The organism is Leptolyngbya sp. FACHB-1624 (assembly GCF_047649235.1).
GTDB lineage: Bacteria > Cyanobacteriota > Cyanobacteriia > Leptolyngbyales > Leptolyngbyaceae > Leptolyngbya > Leptolyngbya boryana.
In genome coordinates this window covers 3924116-3949715 of the sequence record NZ_CP180258.1, presented here as the reverse complement: position 1 = coordinate 3949715, position 25600 = coordinate 3924116, and the positions used below count along the sequence as shown (strand labels likewise).

21 protein-coding genes are annotated in these 25600 nt (G+C 47.1%); 5 read left to right on the top strand and 16 right to left on the bottom strand.

All coding sequences use genetic code 11. From position 1 onward, the window contains the following. Positions 1 to 172: 172 nt before the first annotated feature. Both ACMUEV_RS18565 and ACMUEV_RS18560 read right to left on the bottom strand, forming a co-directional pair. On the bottom strand, positions 173 to 373 hold the full coding sequence (locus ACMUEV_RS18565) for a hypothetical protein (RefSeq protein WP_242044896.1): 201 nt from the start codon (positions 371 to 373) through the stop codon (positions 173 to 175). A gap of 54 nt (positions 374 to 427) precedes the next feature. Beyond that, a complete protein-coding gene (locus ACMUEV_RS18560; protein ID WP_415354614.1) occupies positions 428 to 1219 on the bottom strand; it encodes an IS5 family transposase in 792 nt (263 codons plus the stop codon). A gap of 324 nt (positions 1220 to 1543) precedes the next feature. Between ACMUEV_RS18560 and ACMUEV_RS18555 the strand changes: the two genes are divergently transcribed. After that, the gene (locus ACMUEV_RS18555; protein WP_190652172.1) at positions 1544 to 2779 is read left to right on the top strand and encodes an FGGY-family carbohydrate kinase; all 1236 of its coding nucleotides are present in this window, start codon (positions 1544 to 1546) and stop codon (positions 2777 to 2779) included. 109 nt (positions 2780 to 2888) lie between these two features. Here the strand turns inward: ACMUEV_RS18555 and cysW are convergent, their stop codons facing one another. From cysW to ACMUEV_RS18540, 3 genes are read right to left on the bottom strand one after another with little or no spacing between them, the layout of a single operon-like run. Then, positions 2889 to 3734, bottom strand: coding sequence for a sulfate ABC transporter permease subunit CysW (cysW, locus tag ACMUEV_RS18550; RefSeq protein WP_017287591.1), 846 nt, complete (start codon positions 3732 to 3734; stop codon positions 2889 to 2891). A gap of 12 nt (positions 3735 to 3746) precedes the next feature. Beyond that, positions 3747 to 4628: a sulfate ABC transporter permease subunit CysT gene (cysT, locus tag ACMUEV_RS18545; protein ID WP_017287592.1), complete on the bottom strand. Its 882-nt coding sequence runs from the start codon at positions 4626 to 4628 to the stop codon at positions 3747 to 3749. A gap of 10 nt (positions 4629 to 4638) precedes the next feature. Beyond that, entirely contained in the window at positions 4639 to 5661 is a 1023-nt protein-coding gene (locus ACMUEV_RS18540) for a sulfate ABC transporter substrate-binding protein (protein ID WP_190652173.1), read from the bottom strand. Positions 5662 to 5846: 185 nt separating this feature from the next. Here ACMUEV_RS18540 and ACMUEV_RS18535 point away from each other — a divergent pair, with 185 nt between their 5' ends. Next, positions 5847 to 6353, top strand: coding sequence for a hypothetical protein (locus tag ACMUEV_RS18535; RefSeq protein WP_017287594.1), 507 nt, complete (start codon positions 5847 to 5849; stop codon positions 6351 to 6353). Positions 6354 to 6423: 70 nt separating this feature from the next. Here the strand turns inward: ACMUEV_RS18535 and ACMUEV_RS18530 are convergent, their stop codons facing one another. The 4 genes from ACMUEV_RS18530 to ACMUEV_RS18515 all read right to left on the bottom strand — a co-directional run bounded on the left by ACMUEV_RS18530 (position 6424) and on the right by ACMUEV_RS18515 (position 10201). Beyond that, entirely contained in the window at positions 6424 to 6594 is a 171-nt protein-coding gene (locus ACMUEV_RS18530; protein ID WP_190652174.1) for a hypothetical protein, read from the bottom strand. Positions 6595 to 6610: 16 nt separating this feature from the next. Continuing rightward, a complete protein-coding gene (locus ACMUEV_RS18525; RefSeq protein ID WP_190652175.1) occupies positions 6611 to 7366 on the bottom strand; it encodes a ZIP family metal transporter in 756 nt (251 codons plus the stop codon). 190 nt (positions 7367 to 7556) lie between these two features. Then, positions 7557 to 8501, bottom strand: coding sequence for a zinc-binding dehydrogenase (locus ACMUEV_RS18520; protein WP_190652176.1), 945 nt, complete (start codon positions 8499 to 8501; stop codon positions 7557 to 7559). 29 nt (positions 8502 to 8530) lie between these two features. After that, the gene (locus ACMUEV_RS18515; protein ID WP_190652177.1) at positions 8531 to 10201 is read right to left on the bottom strand and encodes a protein kinase domain-containing protein; all 1671 of its coding nucleotides are present in this window, start codon (positions 10199 to 10201) and stop codon (positions 8531 to 8533) included. Between the two features lie 139 nt (positions 10202 to 10340). Between ACMUEV_RS18515 and tatC the strand changes: the two genes are divergently transcribed. Then, positions 10341 to 11153 carry a twin-arginine translocase subunit TatC gene (tatC, locus tag ACMUEV_RS18510; RefSeq protein WP_190652178.1) on the top strand — a complete coding sequence of 271 codons (813 nt, stop codon included), beginning with the start codon at positions 10341 to 10343 and terminating at the stop codon, positions 11151 to 11153. A 60-nt stretch (positions 11154 to 11213) separates the two neighbouring features. Here tatC and ACMUEV_RS18505 read toward each other — a convergent pair whose 3' ends face one another. Next, positions 11214 to 13097, bottom strand: coding sequence for an ABC transporter ATP-binding protein (locus ACMUEV_RS18505; RefSeq protein WP_190652179.1), 1884 nt, complete (start codon positions 13095 to 13097; stop codon positions 11214 to 11216). A gap of 77 nt (positions 13098 to 13174) precedes the next feature. Then, positions 13175 to 14131, bottom strand: coding sequence for an asparaginase (locus tag ACMUEV_RS18500; RefSeq protein WP_017287600.1), 957 nt, complete (start codon positions 14129 to 14131; stop codon positions 13175 to 13177). Between the two features lie 188 nt (positions 14132 to 14319). Between ACMUEV_RS18500 and ACMUEV_RS18495 the strand changes: the two genes are divergently transcribed. Beyond that, positions 14320 to 14460 carry a high light inducible protein gene (locus ACMUEV_RS18495; RefSeq protein ID WP_017287601.1) on the top strand — a complete coding sequence of 47 codons (141 nt, stop codon included), beginning with the start codon at positions 14320 to 14322 and terminating at the stop codon, positions 14458 to 14460. Between the two features lie 58 nt (positions 14461 to 14518). Here ACMUEV_RS18495 and ACMUEV_RS18490 read toward each other — a convergent pair whose 3' ends face one another. The 5 genes from ACMUEV_RS18490 to dusB form a co-directional block, all read right to left on the bottom strand. Then, positions 14519 to 16201, bottom strand: coding sequence for a GldG family protein (locus ACMUEV_RS18490; RefSeq protein ID WP_190652180.1), 1683 nt, complete (start codon positions 16199 to 16201; stop codon positions 14519 to 14521). Then, complete coding sequence (locus ACMUEV_RS18485; RefSeq protein ID WP_190652181.1) at positions 16198 to 16998, bottom strand: ABC transporter permease; 801 nt, start codon at positions 16996 to 16998, stop codon at positions 16198 to 16200. Before ACMUEV_RS18485 ends, ACMUEV_RS18490 begins: the two co-directional genes overlap by 4 nt. After that, complete coding sequence (locus tag ACMUEV_RS18480; RefSeq protein ID WP_190652182.1) at positions 16995 to 17954, bottom strand: ABC transporter ATP-binding protein; 960 nt, start codon at positions 17952 to 17954, stop codon at positions 16995 to 16997. The genes ACMUEV_RS18485 and ACMUEV_RS18480 overlap by 4 nt, the downstream gene beginning before the upstream one ends. A 445-nt stretch (positions 17955 to 18399) precedes the next feature. Continuing rightward, positions 18400 to 19941: a TAXI family TRAP transporter solute-binding subunit gene (locus ACMUEV_RS18475; RefSeq protein ID WP_017287605.1), complete on the bottom strand. Its 1542-nt coding sequence runs from the start codon at positions 19939 to 19941 to the stop codon at positions 18400 to 18402. 151 nt (positions 19942 to 20092) lie between these two features. Next, positions 20093 to 21229 (bottom strand): tRNA dihydrouridine synthase DusB, encoded by a 1137-nt coding sequence (gene dusB, locus ACMUEV_RS18470; protein WP_415354618.1) that lies wholly within the window; start codon positions 21227 to 21229, stop codon positions 20093 to 20095. A 1096-nt stretch (positions 21230 to 22325) separates the two neighbouring features. Between dusB and ACMUEV_RS18465 the strand changes: the two genes are divergently transcribed. After that, positions 22326 to 25493 carry an ABC transporter transmembrane domain-containing protein gene (locus tag ACMUEV_RS18465; protein WP_190652184.1) on the top strand — a complete coding sequence of 1056 codons (3168 nt, stop codon included), beginning with the start codon at positions 22326 to 22328 and terminating at the stop codon, positions 25491 to 25493. Positions 25494 to 25600: the final 107 nt, after the last annotated feature.

Below are 25600 nucleotides of genomic sequence, written 5' to 3'. Positions count from 1 at the left end.
TTAAAGTAGAGGCGTGATTGTTTCTGGATTAAAGAAGCGATCGCGCCTCTCCATCTAGCATGAATCAGCGATTGCTATCAGCAAGTGGTTTTTGTCTGAATATTCTGAAGCGTTTAATGGACTTTTCTAGCAGATTAAAGTAACACGCTCCTGTTTCGAAATTGCTACTCTATTAATTTTCAAATAGCAATTCAAATTCGGTTTTGAGCGCATCAATATCTGCGACACGGCTGACTAAAAGACTGTCTTTTCCTGCATCTTGAAGTCGGTCCTTCCAGTGAGAAATCGCATCTGAATTTTTCACCCAAAAGCTCACAACAGTATCAACCACTTCATCTAGATTCCACGGATGGTGAGGGCTGACCGTTTCCACAGAATAAATCAGTGCATCTAAGAGGGTGTTTTAAAAGTCGGAGTCGGTCAAATTTTATGCCAATCTCCTAACCATGATCCGAATCATTGCTAAGTAAATCCAAGTCTCTGAAGTTTCTGGAAGTAACTCATAATCCCGAACTAAGCGACGACAGTGCATCAGCCAGCCCAGAGTTCGTTCCACCACCCATCGCTTTTTGAGCAGGACAAAGCCTTTGGTTTGTTCCGGGCGTAAGACCACTTGGACAATCCAACGACAGATGGTGACCACCCAGTGCATAAAGGGAAAGCCATCGAAGCCGCCATCCACCCAAATCGTGTGTAGACGAGACACGGCTTTCCCGCGTTGTCGCACCCGCTGGAGAACAGTTTTGCCGCCGGCGCGTTCTGGGGTGCTGGCAGCAGTGACAAAGACCCGTAAGATCAATCCCAGCGTATCGACCGTGATGAATCGCTTGCGCCCTTTGATCACCTTACCTGCATCAAATCCGATTGCTGCATGCACTCCTGCCGCACTTTTCACGCTTTGGCTATCGACAATTGCTTCAGATGGGCTCGGAGAGCGCCCGACTTCGATGCGGATGCAGCGATAGAGACGGTCGTGAATGCTCAACCAGGTTCCATCCTTACGCCAATTACGAAAGTAAGTGTAGACCGTTTGCCAAGCTGGAAAATCTCCAGGTAACGCTCGCCACCGCACTCCTTCGACTAAAACATAAAAAATTGCATTGAGAATGTCCCATAAGTCTACTTCTCGCGGTCGTCCCCCTGGTTTTGCATCAGGTAGCAGGTCGCTCAACAATTCATATTGGGCAGGAGTGAGGTTACTGGGATACGATTTACTCATGTAGCTCTCTCGGTGCTGTGCTTTTACGTATTTACAGCTTATGACCGGAGAGCTTTTTTACAGCCTCAATTGTCTTTTAAAACATCCTCTAAAGTACACTCAAAGCTCGATAAGTATTCAACTCCTGTTTCTAAATCTTTTTGAAGAAGGTCTTGTTGTTGATTGAAGAAAGACAAAATTGGAGAGACTCCAACAATGTTAAACGTATACATCTATACTTTTTCTCCTCAAAATTGCGAACAATCTTTTTATGAGAATAGTTTAAGTAGTTCTAAATAGATTTGAATAGATTTGTATCACAAATTTAATGTTGATTCGTCACCCATGCATCTATCTCTAGGTATTGATTTCGGCACTTCTGGCGCACGCGCGATCGCGATTCGCCCCGATGGCAAAATCGAGGCTCAAGCCGCAGTCTCTTATACTTCTAATCTTGCCCAGACTTGGCTTGAAACACTGTGGCAATTGCTACGAAATCTACCCGAAGCAGTGAGAAATCATCTCGATCGCATCGCAATTAATGGGACATCTTCAACCGTACTACTGTGCGATCGTTCAGGTTGCCCGATTACCGAACCTCTGCTGTACAACGATGCACGTGGAGTGAGTGTTTTAGAGAGAATTCGAGCGATCGCACCTGCTGATCATCCGGTTGTGAGTTCAACGTCTACACTGGCTAAATTGCTGTGGTGGCAAGAGAACTGCGAGGATTTTTCCCAAGCGAGATATCTATTGCATCAAGCTGACTGGTTAGCATTTCAACTGCACGGTCAATGTGGAATTAGTGACTATCACAATAGTTTGAAGCTTGGATACGATGTCGAGCACTTCAACTATCCCAGTTGGCTTCCACTTCAAGAATTATTACCAATCGTCCAAGAGCCAGGAAGCGCGATCGCACCGATTCAATCCTCGATCGCTCAAGCATTTAACATTCCTGCTGACTGTCAAATTTATGCAGGTACAACCGATAGCATTGCAGCTTTTATTGCTAGTCGAGCGAGTACCTCTGGAGAAGCTGTGACTTCATTAGGCTCAACGCTTGTTCTGAAACTCCTCAGTGATACTCGGATTGATGATACTCGTTACGGGATCTATAGCCATCGATTTGGCAAGCGCTGGCTCGTCGGTGGAGCTTCAAATACAGGTGGAGCAGTGTTAAAGCAGTTCTTCACGACGGAAGAATTGATTGAATTGAGCGATCGTATTTCTGCTAGTCAAGAAAGTCCGTTAGATTACTATCCGTTGTTAAAACCGGGAGATCGATTTCCAATCAATGATCCTGAATTAATGCCGAGATTAGAGCCGCAGCCGCTCGATCGTGTTGAGTTTCTACATGGCTTACTCGAAAGTATGGCAAGGATTGAAGCTCAGGGATATCGATTGCTTGAATCGTTAGGTGCAACGCCGTTAAAGCAGGTTTTCACCGCAGGAGGCGGAGCAAAAAATTCGGCTTGGACAGCAATTCGACACAGACAGCTTGGTGTGTCTGTGCGCGAGGCAGTCCAGACAGAAGCGGCATATGGGACGGCTTATCTTGCCTTGGAAGGGATTTGTTAGGAGGTAAATGTCTTGATTGTGGAGGAGTGGGGAGCCGTAATTATAGATTGCATATCTTTCCCCTATCTCCCTATCAGATTGATGACGAGCAAAATCAATCTATCATCGCTTATTCTTCCTCTGAAATTCGCGACTTCCGTTGCATAATTTCTTTCACGATGAGCGTGACGACTGCAAGCAACGCGAGCAACACTGCTGCTGAATAAGCTGACTCGGTTGCATACTGCTTATACTCTTCCTCGATAAACAGTGGCAAACTTTGCGTCTTACCTGCCAAATTTCCTGACACAACTGACACAGCCCCGAACTCACCCATCGCTCTTGCATTCGTCAAAATGACCCCATAAAGCAAGCCCCAACGAATACTCGGTAACGTGACTCGCCAAAACGTTTGCCAGTGACTAGCACCTAAAGTACTTGCTGCTTCTTCCTGCTCTGGGCCAATCTCATCTAAGACTGGAATCACTTCTCGTGCTACAAACGGCAAGCTCACAAACATCGTTGCCAGTACCATGCCCGGAAACGCAAAAATAATTTTAATATCAGCAGCATTCAGCATTGGTCCAAACCAGCCATTCCGTCCATACAGCAAGACCAACATCAAACCTGCAACTACAGGCGAAATCGCAAACGGCAGGTCAATAATGCTCAACAATAAAGCACGACCTCGAAACTGCTTTCGTGCGAGTGCCCAAGCTGTACACAATCCAAAAATGATGTTCAGCGGTACAGAAATAGCGGCTAATGCGATCGTCAATCTCACGGCTGCCATAAAGTTCGGCTGTCGTAAATTCGCGAGAAATGGAGCAACCCCATTCTTAAAAGCCTGATAGAAAACATTGATCGCGGGAATGTAAATGATCAGCGCGAGAAATGCGATCGCGATCGTAATTAAAACGGCTGGAACCCATGCGACTTTCTTCCTTGAACGAGTTGAACTCACGATCGTACTCATCTCATTCACTCCTTAATGTCCTACTCGTTTACTCGAAGAACCCGAATCGTAACGTCTACCCCACGCTTGCAGTAGATTGAGTCCCAACAGCATCAACAGCGAAATTGCGAGTAGCACAATTCCGATCACAGTTGCACCCGCATAGTCATACTGTTCCAATCGTTGAAAAATCAACACAGGTGCAATCAAATCCCTGAATGGCGTATTCGAGGCAACAATCACCGTCGAACCATATTCACCCACTGCACGCGAGAATCCCAAAGCAACCCCGGTTAAGATTGCAGGTAACAGAGGCGGCAAAATCACATGTCGAAACGTCTCCCATTCAGAAGCACCCAAACTCCAAGCAGCTTCCTCAGTTTCTTTTTCCATCTCAGCGAGGACTGGTTGCACGGTGCGAATCACAAATGGCAGGGAAATAAACACCATCGCAATCCCAACACCCAATCGAGTGAACGCAATCTTAATGCCAAAAGGAGCCAACAGCGAGCCAATCCATCCTTCCTCGCTATACACTGTTGCCAACGTTAAACCTGCAACGGCTGTTGGCAAAGCAAACGGCAAATCGACTGAAGCATCGATGAACTTTTTGAAAGGAAAATCGTATCGGACTAAAACCCAAGCAATCAATGTGCCAAACACGCCATTAATTAAAGCTGCGATTAAAGCAGTCGTAAACGTGATGTCATACGTTGACAAAGCGATCGGGCTAGTAGCAATACTCCAAAACTTCTCTACTCCGACGGTTGATGCTTTCAAGAACATTGCAACTGTTGGAATGATTAGCATCACAGTGAGATAGCCAATCATGATCCGCCATGTCCAAGGAGCCTGAACAATCGATCGGAATGCGACCTTCCAAAATGGGACTTTCTCAGAGCTAGAAGTAACCATCAATTTCCTCTTATGACTGTTTTGATGCAGTAATCGTTTGATCAAAAATGCCGCCGTCTTCAAAGAATTTTTTCTGAACTTTGCCCCAGCCGCCAAAGTCCTGAATCGTTGCTAAATCCTTGACAGGCTGGAATTGTCCAGCATCTTTGCTAAAGGGACGAAATCCTAATTTGACAAACTCTGCTTGCGCTGCGGGCGTAAATAAGAACTTTGCATACGCTTCTGCGGCGTCGCGAGTTTTATTGCGATCGACATTCTTATCGACCACTGCTAGAGGTGTATCGATCGAAATATTCACGTCTGGAACAATGTATTCGAGTGGAATTCCTTTCTGCTGCGCGAGGATTACCTCATTTTCATAGTTGATCAGCGCATCGCCCTGTCCCTGTTTTGCGAAAGCATCGGTTGCTTCCCGCGCATCTCGAGCGAGGACTGCAACATTCTTAAACTCCTTCGCAACTAAGATTTTCGCTTTCGCTTCATCATTGTTACTGCGTTTCAAGGCATCATTCCACAGCGCCATAAAATTCCAACGTGCGCCTCCTGATGTTTTGGGATCAGGCGTTACCCACTTCACATCATCGCGTGTCAGATCTTGAAAGGACTGAATATTTTTAGGATTTCCAGGTCGCACCACGATCGCGACAACCGTTCTAGCAACAATGCCTTGATTTGGAACTCTCGCTGCCCAGTCTTGACGAATCAATCCCTCTTTGACAATTCTCTCCGTGTCGGCTGCCACTGCTAAATGTGTAATATCAGCATCGAGTCCATCAATCACAGCCCGAGTTTGAGAGCCTGATGCGCCATAGCTATAGCTGAAGATCACATCTTGACCCTTTTCTTTTTTCCACTGTTCGATGAATCTTGGAATAATGGCATCATGCGCCGCTTTGGGAACTGCATAGCCAACCAGTGTCAGTGCCACATTCGAGCCAGCATTGCCACCACTACAGGCAGCAACCGTCATACTCAATGTCACGCCTAGCAAAAATAGGGCGATTGATTTGATTCCAAGTCGTCGAAACTGCATCGTGCTCTCCCTGCCTTTTACGGTTGATCACAGGTGTTACCGTAATTAGGCGATCCCTATCCTATCGGGGAATGAGCGCGATCGCAATAGAATTCCTCATTTTCTGACCGGAATATGCGGGATTAGATGTAAATCGAGTTTGAACTGTTATCTTGGCGGAAGATGATGTCTTTTCAGGAATAAGTATGCTCAAGCTCAACTTCCGATGGCTAGCGGCTCTTTTTGTGAGTTGTGTCTTATTTATCAGTTGCGCGGCAAATTCTCAGAATATCGCAGAGCCTCCAATCCAAACTCAACGAGAACTTGCAAAAGCGGTGCTGGCTGAAGCTGGAATTGATCAAAGATATGATCTATATCTCGGCAACAGTATTGATATGGCAATGTTTTCACCAGAGCCCAGAAACTTAAAACTGATGGCATGGCTCAAATCACTCGTCGCCAAAGAAGCAGGATGGAAATTTGCTGAAACAACCTACGTGACTCAGTTAGAAGCAAATTTTTCAGCACCGGAACTCAAGGAACTCTTAGCTCTAGCAAAGCAGCCATTGATGAAAAAACTGCTCCAGGCTGATTTAGATGCCTATGTTGCAGCAGGTGGAGAACGGCGCAAGCGATTCTTTCAAGTTTGGGATGACTACAATTACGGGAAGTTCGATATCCCCGCTGAAGTTCGCAACGATCACTCAAACTAGCGCTCAAACTGGTGTAATACCAAATTGAAAAATGTTTACGACAAATGCCTTGCGAATGGAATTCGCGGCTTCACAAACGAAGTCCGCCTGCACGGACTAACAGCCATTTCTTTAACCCGCGCAGTCGGGTTTTGTCTGCTGAGCCGCGATTTCTAATCGCCAGGACATCAAGTGTCGCGATCAAACATTGATTGGGTATAACTTGTGCTCCTAAGTTGCAGGTGAACCATGTTGGTTTCACAGGTGCTTGCACAGCATTAACCGCTAAGCTTACTTAGAACGAATGCAGCGAGAAATCCGCACACTGTGATTAGTCCTGCGAAATCGTGTGTGTATTCAAACGCCTCAGGAATCATCGTATCTGCAATCATGGCGAGAATGGCTCCTGCTGCAATTGCATCCGTCGCTGCGATAATCTCCGTGGAAACGTGGCTAAACACAACATAGCCAAATAATGCAGCAATGCCCGATGAGATCGCAATCAAGCTCCAAATTCCGAAAATATATTTGAGCGATCGACCCGCTTGCTTCATGCCCGCAGCGCTGGACAATCCTTCAGGAACATTCGATAAAAACACGGCTGCTACCGTCACCCAACTCACCACACCCCCACCGAGCATACTCACACCAATCACGATCGATTCAGGAATACCGTCGAGTAGCGCGCCGACTGCGATCGCGGCTCCGCTGCCCGAATTATCCGCTTCACTGGGTTGCTTTTGCCCAGACCGCTTGCGATGTTTTGCACCTTGAGTCGAGAGAAACCAATTGGCTAAGGTGTAAACGGTAGCTCCGCTGATAAAGCCGATCGCAGTTGAATCAAATCCACCGCGCTGAAAGGCTTCGTCCATCAATTCAAAAGACAACGCTGAAATTAGTACTCCAGCACCAAACGCCATAATTGCAGCGATGAGGCGTTGGGGTAATCGGGCAAAATAACCTACTGCCGCTCCTAAAACAAGCGCTGAACCGCCAAGTAAGCCCCATAAGCCTGCAATGAACCAAGAAGGCATGGTTCTCTCACTTAGAATTGATTGTTTTCTAATAAGCGTGCTAGAAAAGCACTACTGATTGCGCCATAACCCACGATTAATAAGAGTCCAGTTAACATAAGGTTCGCCCCTAATGCTTAGAATAGCTACACTTTAGAGCGACGAATTAACAATGACTTCCTCACTGGGATATTATCCGATCGAGAGAGTTCTATGTCCGAAGCTGAAGAACAGCCTTACCTAGAAATCGCCGATCAGTTAGTTGCTGCGCGACTTGAGCAACCTCTTGCCATGAAGCTTCTAAATCGATGTGAGGCTTCAGTAAGTCTTGCTCAACAAGCTTAACTAAGCGCGTCAGTCCAGCAGCAGCAGTTTGCTTGGTCAGTTCATGAAATAGGATAAAGCCATAGAAATTTAAGCCACCCTTGCCATAGAATTTGGAGACGTTGAAAGTTACTTCTGAACCTGCTGTCGCTCCGAAGGTTACGCAGGTTCCATCGAGTGCAAGGTTTTCTAGCACACCTGGTAATACGTCTCCGCCCACAGAATCGAGTGCAAGATCATAAGGCGCAAACTGATCAAATCGATTGCCGACAATCACTTGATGCGCTTTGGCGGTTTTGACAAATTCTACTAACTCAGAGCGACGCACTTGAGCCGTGACGATCGCGCCTGCTGCTTCCGCAAGTTGACAGGCAAAATATCCGACTCCACCCGATGCACCCGTAATTAGAACCGAACGATCGAGTAAATTTCCACCTTTCTCTAACGCTAACAATGCGGTCAATCCAGCTACAGGGAGTGTCGCAGCAGTTTTAAAATCAACCGAATCTGGTAAAGCTACGATCGCATCGGTTGAAACGGCAACTTCTTCTGCCCAAGCTCCCCCGCTCAAAAATCCTACAACCCGAGTTCCAACCGGAAATCCAGATCCATCAGCGGCAGCGACTGAAATCGTTCCGGCAAAGTCCCAACCGGGTCGCCAACCCGCTGCGGCACTCAGCGATCGTCGAACTTCACCGCGATTCAGCGAAATGGCAGCAACTTCAACAATTGCTTGATTCGGCAAGGCTGAAGGGGGATCAACTAATGCGATCGCTAAGCGTCCAGGTACATCTGGGTCAACAACAACGGCTCGAATCATATCTGTACCCATGCACTTTTTCGACGATCAGTTTATCAGATTCACATCCCCACAAAATCCTCCCGCACCCAACCTCTTGCCTTAGAAGCTGGAAATTCAACGAAATACCAGGTTCTATTATCCTCGCCCAGCGTTTGCTCCAAGACAACGACTCGATCCCCAACTAATCCATAGCTTGGCGCACTCGCAGTAGTCGAAGGTGCAGAACGGATATTCACACGACTTCCAATCGTTTCGCCCAGCAATCGTCCCTCACGAGGAAATTGGGAAATTTCAGATGGATCATTGATGGAATCGGTTTGTTCTGCTTGAATCCAGCCCTCCGCACCTGACGGAAACTTCACATAGTACCAAAGCTCTTGAGTATCATTTTCTGTCAGTCGGGTAGCAATTACTTGATCACCTGTCAGACCGTAATGGGGGGAATTCGATCGCGTAGAAGGCTGAGCATAAACTTTTACCTGTCCTCCAGCAATTCCTTTAAGAACAAGCGGCACAGAAATCACTTCCCCGGGTGGATTATTGTTCGTTGGAGAGGGTTTAGGATTGTTAGAAGTAATAGGACTCGGCTCAGGAGAAGCAGTGCGAACCCGAGGACTTTCAACCGGCGATGGGGATGGGCTTGTTTCCGTGAAGGACTTCCCGGTTGGGTTAGGACTCGCAATCGTAGATCGAACAATGGGCGGCAGAGTGAGAACATGAGGATCACGACTAAGGAAAAAGCTCACTGTTCCAACGGCTGCAAGTAATCCACCGCCAACAATTCCAGCCGTGATCAGTTTTGAGCGATCGGGTTGAGTCGATGAAGCAGACACCACACTCGATGAATTCGAGGCGAGCATGACAGTGCCGACCTCAGTACTAGCTTGATGAATCTGAGTCGAAGGGACGGTAGACGTTGGAGATTCTAGGACGGCTCGAAGTTGAGTCGCACTCGCATATCGATCGCGTGGATGCGAGTGCACCATTTTGGTTAAAATTGCCGCAAATTCAGGGCTTAACTGAGGTGCGTTCTGCTGCCATAAAATTTCTCCAGTTTGCGGATCGGTTTCTAACAGTTGAGGCGATCGACCTGTGAGCAGATAGATTGCAGTCAATCCTAAACTGTAAAGATCACTTGAGGGAATGGGTCTACCTGCGGCTTGTTCAGAGGGCATGTAGCCTGGTGTGCCAATCACGATCGAACTGGTAGGATTTCCTCTCGAATTAAACACCGTTCCCATTGTTTCGCGAACCGCTCCATAGTCGATCAGCACTGGCTCCTGATTAGAATTTCGCAGGATGATATTTTCAGGTTTGATATCGCGGTGAATCATGCCCTGAGCGTGGATAAATTCCAGCACAGGTAAAAGATCGAGCAAGATCTTACGGACAGAATTTTCGGTGAACAGTGCTTTGCGATCGACGAGTTGTTCTAACGTTTCGCCTTCAATCCATTCTTGTACGAGATAAAACTGCCCCGCATCATTGAAATAGGCGTAGAGTCTAGGAATTTGGAGATGATTTTCGCCTAGTTTTTCTAAAATCGCAGCTTCTCGCTGAAATCGGTCTTGAATCACTTGATAAACGCCTGCTTCAGTCGTGACAGGCTTGAGTTGTTTAATCACACAAATCCGTCTAGAGGGCATTTGGGTGTCTTCTGCTAAGAAGGTCTGACCAAATCCTCCTTCGCCTAACGTTCGTAAGATCTGATATCGATTCGCAAGCAGCATTGTCAAGTTTTTAAGGGAGTTGAAGAACCTAGACCCTGATGTGGAGACATTTTCCCAACTATATCAACAGAAGCCAGTTTGTCTCTATGCCTCTCCTCGATACAATGAGTACAACCCATCGGACAGAAAGATAGAATCCATGACTGCTCCCTCGGAACTCGAAACGACTCAATCCACCGATATCACTTCAGATACGGCGAAGGATCTCGCGCCTGCTGATCCACCGACCCTAGCAGATGATGGAGACATTCTCGATGATGTTGAGATGTCGCTGTTTGATCATTTAGAAGAATTGCGGCAGCGAATTTTTTATTCGTTAATCGCGATCGTCGTTTCCATTATTGGGTGTTTTGTCTATGTCAGACCGCTGGTGCAATTCTTGGAAGTGCCAGCCGTTGGGGTGAAATTCCTCCAGCTTGCGCCAGGAGAATATTTCTTTGTTTCGATGAAGGTGGCAGGATATAGCGGTCTGGTGCTGGCTGCACCGATGATTTTGTATCAGATTGTCGCGTTTGTGCTGCCGGGGCTGACACGCCGAGAGAAACGGTTTTTAGCGCCCGTGATCTTTGGGTCAAGTATTTTATTTCTGGCAGGATTGGCATTTGCTTATGCGTTGCTGATTCCGGCAGCGTTGAATTTCTTTATCTCTTACGGTGCGGAAGTTGTTGAGCAGGCTTGGTCGATCGATCGCTATTTTGAGTTTGTGTTGCTTTTGATGTTTAGTACTGGATTGGCGTTTCAAATTCCAGTCGTGCAGGCATTGTTGGGATTTTTGGGAATTGTTTCTTCTCAAACGATGCTGTCAGGATGGAAATATGTGCTGTTAGGTTCAGCGATTTTGGGTGCAGTGATTACGCCTTCAACTGATCCATTGACGCAGAGTTTGTTAGGTGGAGCGGTTTTGGGCTTGTATTTTGGTGGGATTGGCTTGGTGAAACTGTTAGGCAAATAATTGCATTCAACACAAAAGCGGCAAATGATTCAGTTTGCCGCTTTCGTTTTAAATTGAGGATTATGCCGATCGAGATTGTTGACGCTGTTGAATGCGATCGATTGAACCGACTGGAATTGCAGAAATTAATTGCCGTGTATAAGGCGTTTGCGGCTTGGAGTAGATTGTATCGGCTGTACCAATTTCTTCGATCTTGCCGCGATTCATCACGATAATGCGATCGCTCATGAACTTGACCACACTCAAGTCGTGTGAAATGAAAATGTAAGTCAAGCCGAATTCTGCCTGCAATTCCTTTAATAGGTTGAGCACTTGTGCCTGCACAGAAACATCGAGCGCAGAGACAGACTCATCGCAAATAATGAATTTAGGATTTAGGGCAAGCGATCGCGCAATACAAATCCGCTGCCGCTGACCGCCTGAGAATTCATGCGGATAGCGTCGCATCCATTTTGGGTCGAGTCCAACTCGCTGCAAGAGATATTCGGCTCGCTCTCGATACTGCTTGCGGTTGCCTCGACCATAAATCACCAAAGGCTCCATCACCGCATCCCCAATGTTCATCCGCGGATCGAGGGAGCTAAATGGATTTTGGAAAATAATTTGGGCTTCTCGACGCAGTTGACGCAATTGGGATTTTGACAGTTTGAGAATGTCTTGATCCTCAAAAAAGATCTTGCCTTGCTTTGGTTCGATCAATCTCAGCAGCGTTCGTGCCAAGGTGGACTTGCCACAACCCGATTCACCCACTAATCCCAGGGTTTCCCCAGGATAGACATCGAATGAAACATCATTCACTGCCATGAGATATCGCTTGGTCTGTCCAAACACGCCACGCACTGGAAAGGCGACTTGCAAATTTTGTACGGAAACGAGTGGAGCATGTTTCTGGAGGTCTTGCAGTCTTTGATCGAGTTCTGCTTCGCTGACTTCTTGAGCTTCTGCTAGAACTGCATGAACATCCTGTTTTTTCGCCTGAATCAATTTTTCACCCGTTGGCAACATGGAGACTTCCATGAAATCTGAAACTGTGGGCAGGAATCTCAACCGTCGATGAGGCTGTGGGCGGCAAGTCAACAATCCGCGCGTGTAAGGATGTTTGGGATTGGAGAAAATTTCTAGAACCGAACCATATTCGACGATTTTGCCTTCGTACATCACCGCCACGTCATCCGCGATTTCTGCAATCAAGCCTAAATCATGCGTGATGAACATCATTGCCATTCCGCGACGATCGCGCAGTTCTCGCAGCAGATCCAAAATCGTTGCCTGCACCGTTACATCCAATGCAGTTGTCGGTTCATCTGCAATCAGCAGGGTTGGGTTACACGCGATCGCCATTGCAATCATGATCCGCTGCAACTGTCCGCCGGAAAGTTCGTGCGGATAGCGATCGAGCATCGAGGTTTTTTGGCGATTCAATTCGGCATCGATTTCGGATTCAGCGATCGATTGCTCTTCTAAAATGCGCCGCTTCATTTCGTCGTCAGGCGGCAAGACGCGGACTTCTTGCAACAGCGCTGCCGCACGGCGACGGGCTTCGGATTGAGAAATATCTTCATGCTGCTGAATAGCTTCGACGAGTTGGAAGCCGCATGTGTAAACCGGATTCAGCGAAGTCATCGGTTCTTGGAAGATCATCGAGATCTGCTCACCCCGATACTTCTGGATTTGTTTTTCGGGAACCGTGAGTAAATCAATTGGCTCTTGGGCATCTCTCGCCTGAAACCAAATTTCGCCGCTTGTAATCCGTCCAGGGGGATTGGGAATTAATTGCATCACTGCAAGAGAAGTCACCGATTTCCCTGAGCCTGATTCGCCGACAATTCCTAAAGTGCGTCCACGTCTGACCTGAAATGAAATACTATCAACAGCTTTGATGATTCTTTCATCGGTTTTGAATTGAACCTGCAAGTTGCGGACATTCAGGATAGTGTCGCTCATGAGAATCGGTGCACTCTAGAGAAGATAATGATGTGATTTTAACAACGCGATCGCCGTTTGGAAGGTTCCAAGTGCAACTAAAGCATGGAAAGTTCGCCCGCGACATCGAGCCGCTTATATTGTCCGATCGTGATGTACTTCTCCGAGAGATTTTCCGCAATGGCAGGGGTAATCCACCCCATTTGGCGCAAAACGTGAATGGCGATCGCGTATTTGGCGCGTTTTGCACCGTCCATCACCTTAATCGCCAGTCCCATGCCTTCCCCGACTCGTCCAATACACTGAATGCCTTCTGCACCCGATTTGCTGACGAGTTCGCCTTCACTCAGCCGCATTAATTCGGTGTCAAACTCGCCTTCTCCCGCCACCAAGGTTGGGTGATGGGTCATGGCTCTGACAATGCGTTCCATGTCGAGATTTCCGCCAGAAGCAAGCTGACCATAGAGCCAAGCCAGTTGGCGAAGCTGCATAAAATAAGTCGGTGCGCCACAGTCGTCACGGGCAGGAATGAATTCTTCGGCAGGATTTTTGAGAAATTCTGCGAGCTTACTCAGAATCAATTGCTGCACCGGATGATGGTAGTTCAAATAATCGGTAAACGGAAAGCCTAGTTGTTGAGAGACTGCCAACATTCCCGCATGTTTGCCTGAGCAGTTGTATTCTAGGGGGCTTTTCTTGCCAGCAGGAATAGGACATTGCAGTGCGCTCGGATCGATATCGGCACGCCAGAGAATGTTAAAAGCTTGGCGAACTTGTTCGATCGAGCCTTTGTGCGAGCTACAAATAATGGCTAAATCGCGATCGGTCAAGTTAAACCGCTCCAATGTGCCAGATGCAGTCACAGCAATGGCTTGAAACGGTTTGAGTGCGGATCGAGCAAATGTGGCGGTTTCAGGATTGCCCGCGCATAGGAGCAATCGACCGCGATCGTCACAAATGACCGCTTGAGCATGATGTACGGATTCGGTGATCCCTTCGCGCAGTAACCGGACTTCGAGTTCTGCGGTAGTTTGAATTTTTCTTCCCCTTGTCATACGTAGAAATCTAGCATATGGACTCAAATCCGATTCATGAATGTTAGGAATTGCAATGCACTCAACAACCAGATTTCTCTATACCCCCTATCTACCTGTCTCAATGATCTAGTTTGATCGATTGTCAAGAAGTTTAAGAAATGTTACGTTATGGAGAGTAATCTATCTTGAGAAAGAGGTCACGAAAGATGGAGAAGAAAAGCACTTTTGGATTTACCGATTTTGCTGAGAACTGGAATGGTCGCTTGGCGATGTTAGGTCTTGCGATCGGACTTGCAACTGAGTTGATGACTGGAAAAGGGATTTTGGCTCAGTTGGGTTTGATGTAATTTTTCACGGCTAGTTTTTATCGTTACTGTGCCTGGGGATGTTCTGTCCCCAGGTTTTTTAGCGTCGTTTCCACCAGAGCGCGCCTGCGGTGATGAAGCCGAAAAGCGGCACGATCGCTAAAGCGAGGAATCCGAGCAGTAAGGCTTGCTCACTGGTGAGAGCAATGCGGCGATTTTTTACATCTTTGGGTCGAATGGAGAGAGGTTGCTGTTGATCTGGAGTTAACCAATTCACAGAATTGAGAAAAACATCCGCATTCAACTGCTGAGCAAAAAATCCGTTCACTATAAAGGTTGAATTGCCAAACACAACCATGCGTGAAGGTTTGGCAGGTGCAGAGGTCGGACTTGCAACTGGATTTGGAGAAGCGGAGGCGGTCGGAGCTGGACTTGGAGATGAAGTCGCAGTAGGGCTTGGAACTGGACTTGGAGATGGAGTCGCAGTGGGGCTTGGAGAAGCGGTTGGAGTAACCGTGCGTTCAAGTGCTACTGCAAGCGCTAAAGGCCCAGGTCGATCGCCACCATCTAGCTTTAAAGGTTGTGATTTGAGATTGCTTTCTGCCCAACTATTGGGGTCAGTCAGTAAGAGCGGAGTGGCTTGAATGCCTGGAGTCGGTGTGATGTCGATCGGGCGAGCAACCGGATAGAACGAAATGCCCTTGCCGAAGGGGGCAGTAATCGGATGATTTCCGTATTGAGTGACGATCGCTACAGCTGGGCCTGCGTTGCTCAATCGCTGGTTTGGCGCATTAATCGCAACGCGATCGTCGAGTTTCACACCCCATGAATTGAGAAACGGATCAAGTCCAGATTTCGTATTTGGATCGACTGCGATCAGGAGATTTCCGCCTCGGTTCGCATAGGCTTCGAGGGCTTTGGCTTCCCCTTCTGCTAAAGGACGAGTTGAGCCAATGACCAGCACGATAGAAGCATCTTCGGGAACAGAACCCAGTTGGGCAAGATTCAGAGGTTCATTGATAAAATTCTTATCTTCTAAAGCTTTCACCGATTCTGAAATCGAGTTGTCTCCTGCTGTGAGCGATTTTTCTCCATGACCTTGAACAAAGTAGGCTTTGGAGCGGCGATCGCTGCTAATCTGCAAGATTCCATTCGTAATGCGATTTTCGGAGAGACGGATTTCAGGTGAAATACTCTGGAGAAACTGCCGCCGTTTACTCGATTGCAGTTCGATAAATACGTCGCGGTTGTCGCCTGCGTTCTTGATGCCAAAGGCTTGAGCCACGCCAGGATTAGAGTTGGGGTCTAGATACTCAAATGAGAATTTAGGCGTGATCCGCTGATAGTTTTCGAGCAACGCTCGATCTTGAGGATTTTGATCATTTGTGAAAATCCAGAGCTTTACGCCTTGCTGCATTTCGCGCAAGACTTGCTGAGATTCTGGCGACAGCGTGAACAGTCCTGATTCGGTCAGGTCAAATCGCTGTACCGATCGCACCGCGAGAAAATTGATCAATCCGAGAATTGCTAAAACCGCGATCGTACTCACTAACGCATTCGTACTCGCCTGTGTCGATCGTCTTCGCCAAAAGCTCGGCTCTAACGGATCGTCAAATTGCCCAATCAGCAGCATCCACAGCCCAATCACGACAATTCCAGCAATGATCAGTCCCAGCGGAATCGATCCCCAAGTGCCTGAAACAATCCCTGCGGAGATGCCCGCCAAAATCAGCATGAATCCTGGCAGGATCAGGAATTTTACAAAATTAAGTCGTCTTTTCATGAGCGTTGGAAGCGGAATGTATCGATCGATTGAGCAGTGAGGAAAATTCCCAGCAGAATGTAGCTTGCAAAGACCACTAAGCTACTGGTATCAACAATGCCTTGAATTAAATTCGTGTAGTGCTTGAGTAAAGATAAATGCCCAAGCGCACTACCAACAACTCCACCAAAATTTCGAGCCACTAGATCCACAATCCACAAGGCAAGTACTAAGGCAAAGGTCAGAATTGCAGCCACGATCGTGCTATCAGTGAGTGACGACATAAACATACCGAGCGAAAGTACTGCACCCGCGAGAAGCAGTAACCCCGCGTGACCGAGCAGTAACACACTGATTTGAATCGGTGGATTGATATTCGCAAGTGCGATCGCTTCATAGAGCAACAGCGGCAACGACATGGTGAAAAAGAAGGTCATTACACCTAGCAATTTCCCGACCGCAACCGACCAATTCGTCAGCGGTGATGTTGCTAGCAATTCTAATGTGCCGCGTTTTCGTTCTTCGGCATATAGACCCATAGACAGCATGGGTAATACAAAGAGAGATAACGAACCAATCACGCCGAGCAGCAAGCGAATAAATTCGTAAGGAATATCGACGGGAGCAGTATTAATGCCCGATGCAGTAGCTTGGTCATACTGTGCTGCATTCGCAATCACACCATCTAAAGTCGCGGTAAACAGAAAGCCAGAAATTAACCAAAATACAGCCGCGATCGTATAAGCGAACGGCGAAGTAAAGTAGCTCAGAAGCTCCCGTCGATAGATCGCCACAATATTCAACAATACAGTCTTCATTCTTCCGCCTCGGTAGACTCTTCAACAGGGTTTTCTTCGGTCGTCAACTTTAAGAACACATCTTCTAAACTCGCCTGTACTCGCCGCATTTCATAGAGTCCTAATCCGTGGCTCACGAGCGCGTTCGCGATTTCTCGACCCAAATCGACCTCTGAAAAGACGCGAACGCGATGCCGTTGATGAACCGTCGATTGCTGCTCGACAGATTGCACAGCTTCAATCATGTTTAAGCAATGATCGATCGTGTTCCAATCGCCTTCGACTTCGAGTTCATAGCCTGCACCACGATTGAGTTGTGCCATTAATTGATCGGGCGTATTGGTTGCGACGACTCGACCGCGATTGATAATGGTGACGCGATCGCAGGTCATACTCACTTCCGGCAAGATATGCGTGGAAAGAATGACCGTGTGATCGCTTGCTAATTGTTTGATCAGATTGCGGACTTCGATAATTTGGCGCGGGTCAAGTCCAACGGTCGGTTCGTCCAAAATAATCACGGGCGGATCATGCACGATCGCTTGAGCAATGCCCACCCGTTGCCGATAGCCTTTAGACAGTTTGCGAATGATCGTTTTTCGCTTCTCGACGAGTCCTGTTTTTTCGAGTGCGATTTGAATGCGATTTGGGCGATCGCCTGCATTCACCCCTTTAATTTGGGCAACGAAATTCAAGAATCCCTGGACGGTCATTTCAGGATAAAGCGGGGGAGATTCCGGCAAGTAGCCAATCTTTTGTCGGACTGCCATGAGATTTTCATGCACCTCGAAGCCTGCGACTTTAGCCGTTCCTCGACTAGCTGGTAAATAGCCCGACAGGATTCGCATTGTGGTGGTTTTTCCAGCTCCATTAGGACCGAGAAAGCCGAGAATTTCGCCAGGTTCGACTGAAAACGTGACATCTTCGATCGCAGCGGTAGAACCGTAAAGTTTGCTGAGGTGTTCGACTTCAATCATGAGGGATTCGCTCGATCGCAGAATTTGGGTCGCAGTCTCGTAGGGTAGCAAAATTTAACGACCACTGCTCAACGTTCGACGCAAACCGATACGATTTTGCTCCAGGATAATTTTGCAAAGCGCGATCGTGCTCCCTGGACGAACTCACAGGGCAATCTCACACACAGGACACTCTTGTTTAGAATTTTTTCAGCGATCGGAACAGTGAAAACTCAGGGTCAAACCTGTCTAAGTTGTAATCTTAACTAGGTGTTCACTGTATACACTATCTGATAAAAAAAACAGCCTAATTAAAATTAAGGCTGCCGAAAACGCTCCGAAGCAAGTCTGATTATATCTAATCAGATTTTTTGCAAAATGGCTATCACACAATTTAGTGAGGAAATCTGTTAGTAGATTCTCCTGGTTTCTCCTATATCCACAAGTTAAGGATCAAACATTACGCCTACTGAGAATATGGGGACGAAATGATCTCAGAATCAGGAGAGCGATTCTCGTGTGCTTCGGTTTTCCGAGCCAATGACATTACGGATAAGAGCGTCAGTTCCATCAGCTCAATGTATGCCTGAATCTCGACTTGATCCTGGATCAGCATCTTCCGGTATTGCTGTTTTAGGGACGTGAGTTTTTGCAGCGCGGATTCTGGGTCGATTTGCAGCGCAGCTTGCCAGTCGTCCAGAATCAGCAAGGTATCGAGCACTAATTCTTTATGCTGTTGCTTAATGGTTTTGCGGCATTCCTCGGTGAAGGTCTGGGTTTTGTGCTGAACTTGCTCATAGGTATCAGCGGTGATCCGTCCATCAATGAACATCAGACGATGTTCTTGACTGAGATCTTCAACACCCGAAAGTGCTTGTTGAGCATTTTGAGGCAGCAGTTGATTGAGTTCGTTGAGACGAGTAATGGTGGATGTGAGGAGCTTTTTGCAGCGCTCGCGGTTCCAACGCCGCATGATCAAACCAATCCCGCTCGTTCCTACCAGAATCACAATCCCGGCTTGAAGGTCATTATTGGATTCTAAGTATCGTAGCCAGGCTTCGCGAGGATCGGCGTTTTGACTGTAAACGCTTTGTGCGCCCGGATGTACATAAAGCAAGTTCTTTTGCAGCAGCGATCGCGCTTCTCCGGTTTGTAATTCAGGATAAAAGAGAGAGAACTGGCGCGAGTTGTAGAGAATTGACCAGGTGAGGAGTCCAACGGTTTTTTCATCGACATCCGGGCGCGTCACGAGAACGGTGGCAGTTGCGAGCGTGGAAATATCGCGATCGGGAATCGTGGGACGCGCGCTGTAAATACCTTGAGGAATGCCCATGGCTTGATATGCGCCAGGATTGCGATTCATCAAATAGTTAATGAATGTCGGTTGGATTGAAACAAGTTGCAAAGAGGGTTGTGCGACGAGTTGTTGGCGGATACGATCGCTCGCGCCGATTGAGCCGACGTAAATGGCAGCATCAATTTGGCGGTTGTTGAGTTTGCGAAACGCTTCGTCAAATCCAGACGTGTCTTTCTGAATGTTTAAGTTGAAAGCGGTATTGATCAGTTCAGAAGTGTAGTAAATTCCGCTGCCTGGAGCGCCGATACCGACTCGTTTTTTCTCTAAATCGCTCAGCGATCGCACGTTTGAATTTTTAAGGGCAATGATATGAATGGGTTCATCGGCAAGCACGGCGATCGCTTGGACTTTTCCTTGCTGCATTGCCTCACTCACAACATCCAACTGCACCAGCGCAAAATCGACTTGACGATCGAGGAGACGATTGAGATTCTCGATCGAGCCTTCGGATTTTTGATCTTGAATCTGGACATTGACGGTGCGGTTTGTGGCAGTGGTAATCTGCTTGGCGAGGCGGCTGTAATAGCCATTGCTGGTGCCGCTAGAGAGTGTGATCGGTTTGGGCGATCGACTACATCCAGCAAGCAGAGAAAAAACAGCCACAAGACTGAGAGTCAGAAGGTTCGATGGTTGCAGAAAAAGTTTTTGCATTCAAATTTGATTGCCGTCACGCCTGATGTCATGTTTAACAGAATATAGACAGCTTTTTCTGAAGACGCGCACAAAATTTTCAATGCAACTTTACCGATGCTCAGATCAATGAAATCTGCGGCAAACCAAACAGGAGTTGTGCAGTCTGAAATCAGCTAACCGACATCTCCAGCAATTCGGCTTCCGATTCTTCTTGCCATCCTGTTGCTGACAAGCGATCGATCGCCTTATTGATTAATTCCAATCCCTGATTCACATTCTCAATCAGACTTAACTGCCCTCGGAGTTCTGCTGCTCCAGCAAATCCTTTTGAGTACCAAGTCATGTGCTTGCGCGCTTGTCGAACTCCGCGATCGCCTTTGTACTCCCACAACATTTGCAGATGATCGCGCGCACATTCTAAACGCTCGATCGGAGTCGGTTTTGCTTTCTCTTCTCCAGTCTTGAGAAAATAATCAATCTCTCCGACTAAAAACGGATATCCCAGTGTCCCGCGCGAACACATCACACCGTCGGCTTTGGTAAATTCCAAGCATTTGACTGCTGCTTCTACCGAGAAAATATCGCCGTTTGCAATCACTGGAATCGAGAGAATTTCCTTGACTTTAGCGATCCATTCCCACTTGGCTGCACCGTTGTATCCTTGCGATCGCGTACGTCCATGAACGGTGATCATTTTCGCGCCTGCATCTTCCATGCGCTTCGCAAATTCCAGAATCGTAATTTCTTTATCCGTCCAACCAATTCGAGTTTTAACCGTGACGGGAACATCGACTGCATTCACCACCGATCGCACAATCTCTTCTGCAAGTTCTGGCTGCCGGAGTAAAGAAGATCCACCCCCATTTTTCGTAATTTTATTCACGGGGCAACCCATATTAATATCAACGGTGTCTGCTCCCTCGTCTACTGCTTTTTGTGCGGCTTCCGCTAGAAAATCAGGGCGACAATCAAACAGTTGAATACTAATCGGGCGCTCATTCGGATCGACTTCCATGAGAATCGGAATCTCTTTGACATAATGCAATCCGGTTGCGTTCACCATCTCGGTATACATCATCGAATCCGGAGCATGACGACGCACTAATCTCCGAAATACGAGATCTGTTACACCCGATAGTGGCGATTGCAACACCCGACTTTTCACCTCAAAATCACCAATCTTCAGAGGTTGAGCTAAGCGAGTTTGCAGTTCGGGAGAAAGAATCATCATAGCCAGAGAAGCAGTTTGACGTTCTCCAGCATAGATCATCCTTGCCGAAATCGGATCGATTGCGCGCTTACGCATTGCTTATGAAGTAAAAAATGATGCATTAAACTATTAGTTGAAATCGTCCCTCTAACCAAAGTGAGAGATTAGAATTTCCTCTAAAAATTAAGTCCAAAAAAAGTGATCTGCTCTACTTTCTATGAGGTTAGTTCTTTTGTAATTTCAGATGAGTCTGAAATCGTTCTATCTAATTGTTAGGGTTCTAATGGATTGGTATTTCTAATCCATCGTAGAAGTTGATTCGCTCGTTCTTATTCTTGCTGCACTCAGTTTGGTGATTATAATAACGTGCATCCTTCACAATATGTTCCACGCTTGATATCTAGACGTGATGTAGCAATCTTTGGGTAATTTGTATAGCCCATATAGTTAATAAAAATAATTTTTGTAATTGACTTGACAGCAATCATTTCGTTTCTTAGGCTTTTTACAGAACGCCTTCGCACTCAAATCCTAAATCTAAATATATCTAAATATTATTTGGTTTCGGTTTGGGCAAGTCTTTGCAAAAGCAAGTCTGTGTTCCGAAGTTATCAACGATTCACTTTACATTACTCGGAATTAGCTTCATACAGCCTGAGCGAACTGATCGTATTTCGCTTGGTGCGAGTTTGAATTCGATCGAAACGTGTTGTTTTCTAATGTTAGGTAGGCTAAAGATGTCGAGATTCAAAATTATTTGTAGACGCGGCTTACGATACCGACGATGGGATAGACAGCACCACTGAGTTTGTCGCTTCTAATAATGGAATAACTCAGAATAACAAGATTCATTGAATCTTGATCTTTGTTTTATGGCTTGGTAATCGAGATTTGTACGAGGTCATCCTAACGCCCCAAGGATGTCAATTCATTATGAGGAAATTTGTCATGCACACTCGCATCAGTGCAGGGATATTCCATTCTATTGCAACGATTTCGAGAGTTCTAGGGAATACCAGTTCATTAATTTATTCAAACTGACGCTCAAACTTGAGTCCATCGCTCAAAAAATCTGCCAAATTGGCGACAAATTTGGGGAGAGATTGTCACCATTGAGAGCAAGCATTTTAACGCTCGCTGGAGAGATAGTCAGCTTTTAAGAAAAATACTCAAAATGCCAGGAAGTTAGGATATGAATTCAGCCTCGAACCTTCAGGCACTGCTTCAGCCTCAACGCTTAGGAGGCGCGATCGACATCCAAATTGCCCTCCGAAAACTGCTCGCTGCTGCCCAGATGGATGAAACGATCGCGCAAGCTTTGAGCCAGGACTTTCAGCTGTGCGAATTTCAGCTTGGGAATGAATTGAACGATAACGCAGAAGACAAATCCCCTGCTGCTTCTGACGAACAAGATGCACACTTTTATGTCATTTGTCAGGGGAAAGTTAGATTGATCTGCCCTGATCTGCGGCAGCAGCGAGATCTATCAGTCATGCTTTTAGAGACCGGGCAATGCTTTGGGGCAGAGTCGATATTTTGCCAGAATTCACTCCCTTATACTGCGATCGCGGCGAGTCCTGTGACGCTTGCGCGTATCTCTGTGACCAAACTCGAAAGTTGGTTAAAAAAGCTTCCCCAACTGCGGAATTTTTTAGTCCAGCAAGCGACTCGCTTCGCCCGTTTAATCTTTCTCAGAACTGCTATCGCTTGGGATATAGAGGGTGCTAGCTCGAAGAAAACGCTGACGAGTCATCAGGCTCAGCAGTTGTTATTTTTCTTAGAGATGATTGAAGTTCCGGCAGGGGCAAAACTGGTGGAAGCAGGCATTGATTCGGGTTACTTCTGGCTATACCAAGGCGAGATTGACGATCAAAATTCTGAGGTGATACCCGCGATCGTCGGGGAAAGTTGGGGAGAGATTCAGAAAACTCCCCCAGATTGGATTGCGAAGACAAAATTGCTGATTTACAAAGTCTCGGTCGAGCAATGGAAAGCAATTTCCTCGCCAGTCACGACTTCTGGAACATTAGGGCGCTACCAGCAAGAAACGATCGCCTTGGGGCGCGGCTCACCGCAACTTTTACTCTCAACTTCGACTCAGGGAGATACGACTCAAAAAGCCCTGAGTCAGGATGTGACTCATTCAACGCCAGCGAATCAGGTTGCAGTCAACTTTCCTAAACCTGCTCGGCATGTTCCTTGGCAACCCAAACTGTTGAAGCGATATCCATTGATTCAGCAGCAGAGCGCAGCAGATTGTGGGGTTGCCTGTATTGCAATGATTGGTCAGTACTGGGGAAATCGGCTGAGCCTGAACACACTGCGGGAACTAGCAAAGGTGGGACGTTCTGGGGCTTCACTCAAGAACTTAGCACTCGCAGCAGAGAATGTTGGGTTTCAGGCGCGCCCGGTTCGGGCAAGTTTGGGGCGGATGGCGGAGCAAAAAAATCCCTGGATTGCCCACTGGGAAGGGGATCACTATGTGGTCGTTTATCGGGTCAAAGGGGGGCGGGTACTGGTCGCCGATCCTGCCCGTGGTAAACGCAATCTCACTCATCAAGACTTTCTCAAGCATTGGTCGGGCTATGCCTTGATGCTGGATCCGACCCCGCAACTCAAAACGGTTCAAACCACAGAGCGCAACTTAAAACGGTTTTGGGAAGTCTTGTGGTCATATCGGTCTGTGCTGTGGCAGATCATTCTACTTTCTTTGCTACTGCAACTGTTTGGGCTAGTTACACCGCTCTTTACTCAGATTATTCTTGATCAGGTCGTCACGCAGAAAAGCTTGCCCATGCTGCATCTTTTCAGCCTTGGGTTGCTGCTGTTTAGCGTTTGGCGGATTGGACTGGTTGGAGTACGGCAGTATCTATTAGATTATTTTTCTAATCGATTTGATTTGACGTTGATCAGTGGGTTTGTTGGTCATGCTTTAGTGTTGCCTCTGAAATTCTTTGAATCTCGCCAGGTTGGAGACATTCTGACGCGGGTGCAAGAAAATAGCAAAATTCAAGCTTTTCTAACGCGGCAGGCGGTTGCGACTTGGCTAGATACGACGATGGCGATCGTTTATCTCGGGCTGATGTTCTACTACAACTGGCATCTGACTCTCTTCGTCATCGCATTGATTCCACCGATCGTAATTTTGACCCTGGTTGCGACTCCATTTCTGCGGCAAATTTCGCGGGAAGCCTTTAGCGCAACGGCTGAGCAAAACTCGCTGCTGGTGGAAATGATGACAGGTGTCGCAACCGTAAAATCGGTGGCAGCAGAGCGAGAAGTCCGCTGGCGTTGGGAAGACCGCCTAATTGGAATGCTCAACATCCACTTTAAGGCGCAAAAACTGACCAATGGGCTGCAAGTGACAGGCGGATTGGTCAATTCGATCGGAAGTACTGCGCTACTTTGGTACGGTGCAAGTTTGGTGATTCAAGATCAGTTAACGATCGGGCAATTCGTTGCTTTTAATATGTTAATTGGTAATGTTATTGGACCTGTACTGGCACTCGTTGGACTGTGGGATGAGTTCCAGGAGGTTTTGATTTCAGTCGAACGATTGAATGATGTATTTTCCGTTAAACCGGAAGAGACACCTGGACAATCGATGTTAGTGCTCCCTCCGATACGAGGGGAAGTACAGTTCGAGAAAGTTACGTTTCGCTATGAGCAAGCCGAAGAACGCAACACGCTGGAAAACATTTCAGCAAAAGTTGAAGCAGGTCAAACGATCGCGATCGTGGGGCGAAGCGGGTCTGGAAAAAGTACATTGATCAAGCTCCTGCAAGGGCTATATCATCCCACCACTGGTCGAATTTGGATCGATGGGCACGACATTAAGCATGTCTCACCCCAGTCCTTACGGAGCCAATTAGGGGTTGTGCCGCAAGAATGTTTCTTGTTTTCAGGCACGATTCTAGAAAATATTCAGCTTTATCGACCTGAATACACGCTGGAGCAAGTGGTAGAGGTTGCGAAGCTCGCAGAAGCTCATGCTTTTATCCAGGATTTGCCCTTGGGATACAACACCAAAGTTGGTGAGCGCGGTGCAAATCTATCGGGTGGACAGCGGCAGCGAATTGCGATCGCTCGTGCGCTTTTAGGGCAACCCGCAATTTTGATTTTAGACGAAGCCACGAGTTCTCTCGATACAGAATCAGAGCGACGCTTTCAGCAGAATTTAGCCAGAATTAGCCGGGGACGCACCACATTTGTGATTGCTCATCGTCTATCTACGGTGCGAAATGCCGATCGCATTTGGGTCCTCGATCGTGGAGTTTTAGCAGAGCAAGGAACTCCTGAAGAATTAATTGAACTCAAAGGCATTTATGCCCATCTTGCTCAGCAACAGCTCGATCTCTAAACTGAGGCTCGATCGATAGTTCCAATGCTGAAGAAGGTCTGAAAAGTTTCCGCAAGGTGTGTTTACTAACACTTGAAAAGCAGCACCCTAATGACTAAGATGATCGA

What these genes read in the sequence shown, in the direction of transcription:
- ACMUEV_RS18560 (WP_415354614.1), bottom strand. Translation starts at nt 1,219, where the DNA reads ATGAGTAAATCGTATCCCAGTAACCTCACTCCTGCCCAATATGAATTG.
- ACMUEV_RS18555 (WP_190652172.1), top strand. Translation starts at nt 1,544, where the DNA reads ATGCATCTATCTCTAGGTATTGATTTCGGCACTTCTGGCGCACGCGCG.
- cysW (WP_017287591.1), bottom strand. Translation starts at nt 3,734, where the DNA reads ATGAGTACGATCGTGAGTTCAACTCGTTCAAGGAAGAAAGTCGCATGG.
- cysT (WP_017287592.1), bottom strand. Translation starts at nt 4,628, where the DNA reads ATGGTTACTTCTAGCTCTGAGAAAGTCCCATTTTGGAAGGTCGCATTC.
- ACMUEV_RS18540 (WP_190652173.1), bottom strand. Translation starts at nt 5,661, where the DNA reads ATGCAGTTTCGACGACTTGGAATCAAATCAATCGCCCTATTTTTGCTA.
- ACMUEV_RS18535 (WP_017287594.1), top strand. Translation starts at nt 5,847, where the DNA reads ATGCTCAAGCTCAACTTCCGATGGCTAGCGGCTCTTTTTGTGAGTTGT.
- ACMUEV_RS18525 (WP_190652175.1), bottom strand. Translation starts at nt 7,366, where the DNA reads ATGCCTTCTTGGTTCATTGCAGGCTTATGGGGCTTACTTGGCGGTTCA.
- ACMUEV_RS18520 (WP_190652176.1), bottom strand. Translation starts at nt 8,501, where the DNA reads ATGGGTACAGATATGATTCGAGCCGTTGTTGTTGACCCAGATGTACCT.
- ACMUEV_RS18515 (WP_190652177.1), bottom strand. Translation starts at nt 10,201, where the DNA reads ATGCTGCTTGCGAATCGATATCAGATCTTACGAACGTTAGGCGAAGGA.
- tatC (WP_190652178.1), top strand. Translation starts at nt 10,341, where the DNA reads ATGACTGCTCCCTCGGAACTCGAAACGACTCAATCCACCGATATCACT.
- ACMUEV_RS18505 (WP_190652179.1), bottom strand. Translation starts at nt 13,097, where the DNA reads ATGAGCGACACTATCCTGAATGTCCGCAACTTGCAGGTTCAATTCAAA.
- ACMUEV_RS18500 (WP_017287600.1), bottom strand. Translation starts at nt 14,131, where the DNA reads ATGACAAGGGGAAGAAAAATTCAAACTACCGCAGAACTCGAAGTCCGG.
- ACMUEV_RS18495 (WP_017287601.1), top strand. Translation starts at nt 14,320, where the DNA reads ATGGAGAAGAAAAGCACTTTTGGATTTACCGATTTTGCTGAGAACTGG.
- ACMUEV_RS18490 (WP_190652180.1), bottom strand. Translation starts at nt 16,201, where the DNA reads ATGAAAAGACGACTTAATTTTGTAAAATTCCTGATCCTGCCAGGATTC.
- ACMUEV_RS18485 (WP_190652181.1), bottom strand. Translation starts at nt 16,998, where the DNA reads ATGAAGACTGTATTGTTGAATATTGTGGCGATCTATCGACGGGAGCTT.
- ACMUEV_RS18480 (WP_190652182.1), bottom strand. Translation starts at nt 17,954, where the DNA reads ATGATTGAAGTCGAACACCTCAGCAAACTTTACGGTTCTACCGCTGCG.
- ACMUEV_RS18475 (WP_017287605.1), bottom strand. Translation starts at nt 19,941, where the DNA reads ATGCAAAAACTTTTTCTGCAACCATCGAACCTTCTGACTCTCAGTCTT.
- dusB (WP_415354618.1), bottom strand. Translation starts at nt 21,229, where the DNA reads ATGCGTAAGCGCGCAATCGATCCGATTTCGGCAAGGATGATCTATGCT.
- ACMUEV_RS18465 (WP_190652184.1), top strand. Translation starts at nt 22,326, where the DNA reads ATGAATTCAGCCTCGAACCTTCAGGCACTGCTTCAGCCTCAACGCTTA.